The 5,077-nt window shown below is 40.1% G+C and carries 4 protein-coding genes; all 4 read left to right on the top strand.

What is annotated here, in order from left to right; translation table 11 throughout:
* Nucleotides 1-82: 82 nt before the first annotated feature.
* Nucleotides 83-1,126, top strand: a complete 1,044-nt coding sequence (locus tag H5072_RS11540) for a flavin reductase family protein (protein WP_182693600.1) — start codon at nt 83-85, stop codon at nt 1,124-1,126.
* Nucleotides 1,123-2,175 carry an acyl-CoA desaturase gene (locus tag H5072_RS11535; RefSeq protein ID WP_182693599.1) on the top strand — a complete coding sequence of 351 codons (1,053 nt, stop codon included), beginning with the start codon at nt 1,123-1,125 and terminating at the stop codon, nt 2,173-2,175. The genes H5072_RS11540 and H5072_RS11535 overlap by 4 nt, the downstream gene beginning before the upstream one ends.
* Before the next feature lie 135 nt (nt 2,176-2,310).
* The gene (locus tag H5072_RS11530) at nt 2,311-3,369 is read left to right on the top strand and encodes a branched-chain amino acid aminotransferase (RefSeq protein WP_225913198.1); all 1,059 of its coding nucleotides are present in this window, start codon (nt 2,311-2,313) and stop codon (nt 3,367-3,369) included.
* A 188-nt stretch (nt 3,370-3,557) separates the two neighbouring features.
* Nucleotides 3,558-5,077 (top strand): hypothetical protein (locus H5072_RS11525; protein WP_182693598.1); only part of this gene is annotated, 1,520 nt, incomplete at its 3' end.

Genomic DNA, 5,077 nt, shown 5'->3' with positions numbered 1-5,077 from the left:
AATTTGAGCGTACACTTGTGCGCTGAAGTTTGGGCGTACACGTGTAAGTTCAAAGTAATTAAGATTTGATAGAGATTTAACCATGATGACTCAAGTATTAAACCAATTTTCAAAATGGTTTTTACACCATCAAAGTTTTGCAGGCTACATAGAGCCCGTAATGCAGGTGTTTAAACCTGCTTGGCGTGCAGGGCAGTTTAGAGCGCAAGTAGTTAGTACAGCTGTACTTGATGGCGGTTTTTTAAGTGTGCAACTTAAGCCAAGCAAACAATGGCAGGCGCATACGTCAGGGCAGCATATAAGTTTAACGCTTGAAATTAATGGGCGATTATTAACACGCGTTTTTACCGTGGCCTCAAGCGCTCAGCAATTTAAAAATACAGGTTTGGTGCGCTTACTAATCAAAACAAATGCGCAAGGGCACTTTACAGGCTTACTCAGCAGTGCATTAAAAGCGGGGTTGTGGTGCAATATTTCTGCGCCAAGCGGCGACTTTGTATTTAAAAATACACATACACCGGCTACTTTTGTTGCCGGTGGGTCGGGTATAACACCTATGCTGGCTATGCTTGATGATTACTTAAGCCAAACTACGCAAAAAGTGTCGTTGGTGTATTACGCAAAAGCCACTGAGCATCAATGTGTTGATGAGCTAAGTGAGTTGGCGGCGCAATTTGAGCATTTTTCGTTTTTATTATTAACTCGTGAGCAATCAAGCGATATAACCAGCAATATTAAGCAGTGGGAAAACCCAGACATTTACTGCTGTGGCCCTGCAGCATTTATGCAAACGGTGAGCGATTTTGCTAAAACGCATAAGCTAAATTATTACCAAGAAGCCTTTGGTTTAGCGCTGCCTACCTTAAACGACGACAGCCAATTTAATGTAAAAATTAACGCCAGTGCCCATGTTGTATCGGGCAACGATGTTTTACTGACTCAGTTTGAAGAAAAAAAGCTACCCGTTAAACGCGGTTGCGGTATTGGTATTTGTCATCAATGCCAATGTATTAAAAAGTCAGGCGTGGTACGTAATTTAAAAACAGGTGAATTGAGTGACAACGGCGAGCAATTAATACAACTTTGCGTAAGCCAACCTGTTAGTGATTTGGAGTTACAATTATGAAAAACATTAACTACGACATGCTCGCAAGCGAGCTAGATGCCATTAAAATGGACACCCTTGGCAAAGTAGGACAAGAAGATGCTGACTACATTCGCTCTGTTGTGCGCAAACAGCGAGTGTGTGAATGGAGCGGGCGAATTTTGCTAATGCTCGGTTTTATTCAACCATTATTGTGGGTTGCAGGTGTGTTGCTATTAGCGCTTGCTAAAATTTTAGACAATATGGAAATTGGCCACAATGTAATGCATGGTCAATACGATTGGATGAACGACAAGCAACTTAACTCACAACATTATGAATGGGACATAGCGTGCGACGGGCAAAGTTGGCATCGCGTTCATAACTTTGAACACCATACGTATACTAATATTATTGGCAAAGACAGAGACTTTGGTTATGGCTTGTTGCGTTTAAGCGATGATTTTAAATGGCGTTTTAAAAATGTATGGCAGTTTTTTACGTATATTAATTTAAGTGTGTTATTTCAGTGGGGCGTGTCGTATCACGAATTGGCTGCAGAGCGTGTTTTTATTGGTAAAAAGAAAGAAAACCGTGAAGGGCTTGTATCACACTCTACATTAAAGCAGCGCTTTTTTAGTAAAGGCGCTCGCCAGTTAATTAAAGATTATGCGATATTTCCGTTACTTGCAGGGCCTTTATTTTTATGGGTATTAGCGGGTAACTTGGTAGCTAACTTAATCCGTAATTTATGGACGTCGACCATAATATTTTGTGGTCACTTTACTGAAGAAACGCAAACTTTTAAACAAGAAGACTGCATAAACGAAACGCAAGGGCAGTGGTATTATCGCCAAGTACTGGGCTCGTCTAATATTATAGGGTCGCATTGGTTTCATGTTTTAACGGGGCATTTGAGCTGCCAAATAGAGCATCACTTATTTCCAGATATGCCGTCTTCGCGCTACCAAGAAGTTGCACCTCAAGTACAAGCCGTTTTGAAAAAACACGGTATTGATTACCATACAGGTAGCTTTTTTAAACAGTATACCTCGGTGCTAAAACGTATTATTAGATATTCGTTCAAGTAAATTATTTACTTCTAAAAAATCGGCTAGTGCAACTGCATTAGCCGATTTTTTTGCTTATAGCACCCAATGCGATTGATTAGTAAACAGCACTTGCAAAAATTTCTCATAGTTAATTAAAAAAGCCTTACTTTAGCTATGGTTAAATGGCGGGTGATTGTCATACAATGGAGGAAAATAGACCACACAAGAGAGATTAAAATGGCCGCATTTGGTACCGTGTTTATGCCGCAAATGATTCAAGCTCGTTTTTCTGATAATAAATGGAGCGAAAGCTCGATTGTCCCTTCCGATAAACTTGAACTTCATGCTGGTGCACACGTTCTTCATTATTCAAGTACATGTTTTGAAGGCTTAAAGGCCTTTCGCCATGAAGATGGTTCTGTTTATCTTTTTAGAATGGATGCAAACATTGCACGCATGCAACAAAGCTCAGCGCTATTAAGCTTACCGAGTTTTGACAGCGATATGCTAAAAACGATGATTATCGATATTATGCGCGAATACGCAGATGAAACGCCATTACCACCAGGCTCTATGTATATTCGTCCAACGCACATTGGTACTGAGGCGGCAATTGGTAAAGCGGCAGCGCCATCAATGAGCTCACTTTTATATACGTTACTATCGCCAGTAGGTGATTACTTTGCCGGTGGTGCAACTGCACTGCGTGTACTGCTTGAAGAAGATGGCATGCGCTGCGCTCCGCACATGGGTATGGTAAAAAGTGGTGGTAACTACGCCAGTGCACTAGCTCCTATTAGTGCTGCACGAACTAAGTATCAAGCAGATCAAATTTTATTTTGCCCAGGTGGCGACGTACAAGAAACCGGTGCTGCTAACTTTATACTTATTGATGGCAACGAAATTATTACTAAAGCGCTCGATAGCACGTTTTTACATGGTGTAACGCGTAATAGTATTTTAACCATAGCCAAAGATTTAGGTATGACGGTAAGCGAGCGTAACTTTAGCGTTACTGAGCTATTAGAGCGTGCTGCTAAACCAGGTACTGAAGCGGCGCTTTCGGGCACTGCAGCTGTACTAACTGCTGTGGGTACATTTATTCATAACGATAAAGAGTACAAAGTAGGTACTGGCGAGCCAGGCCCAACGACCGCGCGCCTTCGCCAAGCATTGAACGATATTCAATGGGGTAAAAGTGAAGATAAACACGGCTGGTTAACTAAAATTTAATGACTTAATAATCCGATATTAGTTTTCTAATATCGGATTTTTTTATGGCAGATTCGTGTATAGAGGCATTTTCACACATATAGTGTAGCCACTTAGTTTTAGTAGACACCTTGGTCTGTTTAAGCATTTCAAAATATATCTAAGTATTTGACTCATCAGTATTAAAATATTAATAAAGGGAATTAGTTTTGGATTCAATTAATTTTGATTGGTATGACTTTGCCGAAAAGTTGATAAATACTAAAGTAGAAGAAGGTTGTAAGCCTTTTTTGACAGCGCTTGAAAGTGTAAAACAAGGGGATGTAAGCGCTGCAGTAGCTGCTTTACAAGACCTTAATGAATTACAGTACCTACTTAGTGTTGTTATTCTTGAAATACAGCATGTTAAGTTGGGCGCAGACCCATCCCTATTAACTCTATTTACGGAAGCACTTCGCGAGAATGTACCTATTGGATCTGTAGACACTTCAAATATCTATCATGAGATTGCATCGGTTTGGGAAAAAGATGTGTGTGCTTTATTACCTGATGATGATGTTCTTTACCGTAATCAATATCAAAGAGGTGACAGCTTACTTATTAGTGTTGTTAATGAGCGCTGCCGACTAGGTTTACACGCTAAAGCATTACCTTTGGTAAATAAAATAGATGCTTATTATAGAGAAAGTTTGTCTGAAACGTGGGTTAAAGTTATTTCTGGGTTGTCAGAGGGTGATGTTAAAGAGCAGGCGCTAATGACATTAGCAAAAGTGGGGTCGTATCGTCCAATGATTCAAGATGGGGGAGAGGAAGCCTGTGCGTTTGCTAATGCGATTAAAGGGTTTAGTGATCTTGATTTAGACAGTGAACACGCTGCTGTACAAGTAAGCTTTAAAGGATTGCTAAGGCTCTCTCGTCATCGTGCAACGAAAGATGTTCGCTCCTTTGGTACATATACTGCTCAAGTTGCCGCAGCCAAAGTTGCAGGTCGGATAAAGCACAATGGATGGCTTGAAATTGCAAAAACACTTACTCCTAATATACATGATACAGACTTAAAACAACGAGCTATTGTTGCATTGCAATTAGCCGAGTTTCATTGCTTAGAAAAACCAATTTCAGAGTTACAACCCATTATTGAATCGATTGGATTAGTTTGGTCAGGTATTGATGATCCTCTTCAAGCTCTCAATAATTATATTGATAGTAAATCACTTAAAAAAGTTTCTTCTGATGAAGAGTTAGCAAATGCAATTATAGCGGGAAAAGATATGACTGCTGAAGTGGCATTAAGAATGGCTCAAGAAGATAATGAAAATAGATATCATACTCCTGCCTATAATCGCTTTTTACTCGGATGCCAGCTTTGTTTGCCAGATGAGCAGTTGAATCAATTTTATGAAGAGCTTGATTGGAGCCATGAAGAAGCATTAGTGGAAGGTGCTTGGTGGTTTGTGTGGCGTCAACCTGAAAGAGTTTTGCCATATTTAAATCGAGGTTATCCAGAAGGGGATAAATTTGGTACTTACACAAAAAGGTTTTTGCCCTTTTTAACCCCTGACTTACTTGCCAAGGCTGAAAAGTTCTATATTGAACACGAAAGAACAGAGCCGCTGACCCTTTTTATTGCTCATTGGGTTTTACACGACAATTTACATAATGCCGCACGTATTCTTGGCCATCTGGGGAAAACAACTTCAAAGAAAGAGTGGGTACCTCGTTATCGAAG

Source organism: Pseudoalteromonas sp. SR45-5, from assembly GCF_014163565.1.
GTDB classification, from domain to species: Bacteria; Pseudomonadota; Gammaproteobacteria; order Enterobacterales; family Alteromonadaceae; genus Pseudoalteromonas; species Pseudoalteromonas distincta.
This window is presented reverse-complemented; position numbering and strand designations above follow the sequence as displayed.

Bases quoted from the DNA above. Each gene is read 5' to 3' on its own strand.
- H5072_RS11530 (WP_225913198.1), top strand. From the start codon at position 2,311: ATGGTTAAATGGCGGGTGATTGTCATACAATGGAGGAAAATAGACCAC.
- H5072_RS11535 (WP_182693599.1), top strand. From the start codon at position 1,123: ATGAAAAACATTAACTACGACATGCTCGCAAGCGAGCTAGATGCCATT.
- H5072_RS11540 (WP_182693600.1), top strand. From the start codon at position 83: ATGATGACTCAAGTATTAAACCAATTTTCAAAATGGTTTTTACACCAT.